The organism is Marinobacter sp. C1S70 (genome assembly GCF_000475355.1).
Taxonomy (GTDB): Bacteria; Pseudomonadota; Gammaproteobacteria; order Pseudomonadales; family Oleiphilaceae; genus Marinobacter; species Marinobacter nauticus.
In genome coordinates, this window is record NZ_AXBW01000045.1 from 1 (window position 1) to 1,107 (window position 1,107).

Here is a 1,107-nt window from a genome sequence, read left to right on the forward strand (position 1 = left end):
GCCCTGACTCGTGTATGTCACGAAGTTTGGGGCACTGGCGAGAGCCGTGCTTTCGATCAGATCGATAACGCACCGGAAGAGCGTGCGCGTGGTATTACCATCGCGACCTCTCACGTAGAGTACGATTCTCCGACCCGTCACTACGCCCACGTAGACTGCCCGGGCCACGCTGACTATGTGAAGAACATGATCACTGGTGCGGCACAGATGGACGGCGCGATCCTGGTTTGCTCCGCAGCTGACGGCCCCATGCCGCAGACTCGTGAGCACATCCTGCTGTCCCGTCAGGTTGGCGTTCCTTTCATTGTCGTGTTCCTGAACAAGGCCGACATGGTAGACGACGAGGAGCTGCTGGAGCTGGTTGAGATGGAAGTTCGTGACCTGCTGAGCCAGTACGACTTCCCGGGTGATGACACTCCGATCATCACCGGTTCTGCCCTGATGGCGCTGGAAGGCAAAGACGACAACGAAATGGGTACTACCGCTGTGAAGAAGCTGGTAGAAGCCCTGGACGACTACATCCCTGAGCCGGAGCGTGCGATCGATCAGCCGTTCCTGATGCCGATCGAGGACGTATTCTCCATCTCTGGTCGTGGTACCGTAGTAACTGGTCGTGTTGAGCGTGGCATCATCAAGGTTGGTGATGAAGTGGAAATCGTGGGTATCCGCGACACCACCAAGACCACCTGTACCGGTGTTGAGATGTTCCGCAAGCTGCTGGACGAAGGTCGTGCCGGCGAGAACGTTGGTGTTCTGCTGCGTGGTACCAAGCGTGACGACGTTGAGCGTGGTCAGGTTCTGTGTGTACCGGGCTCCATCAAGCCGCACACCAAGTTCGAGTGTGAAGTGTACGTACTGTCCAAAGAAGAAGGTGGTCGTCATACTCCGTTCTTCAAGGGCTACCGTCCGCAGTTCTACTTCCGGACCACTGACGTGACCGGTTCTTGCGAACTGCCGGAAGGCGTAGAAATGGTAATGCCGGGTGACAACGTGAAAATGACCGTCACCCTGATCGCTCCGATCGCCATGGAAGATGGCCTGCGCTTCGCGATTCGCGAAGGTGGTCGTACCGTTGGTGCCGGCGTGGTCGCCAAGATCATCGAGTAA

The 1,107-nt window shown here is 57.3% G+C and carries 1 protein-coding gene; it reads left to right on the plus strand.

Annotated features, from left to right (window positions below; genetic code table 11):
* Positions 1–1,107, plus strand: a 1,107-nt coding sequence (tuf, locus tag Q669_RS13785) for an elongation factor Tu (RefSeq protein WP_022992718.1), incomplete at its 5' end; no start/stop codon positions are given.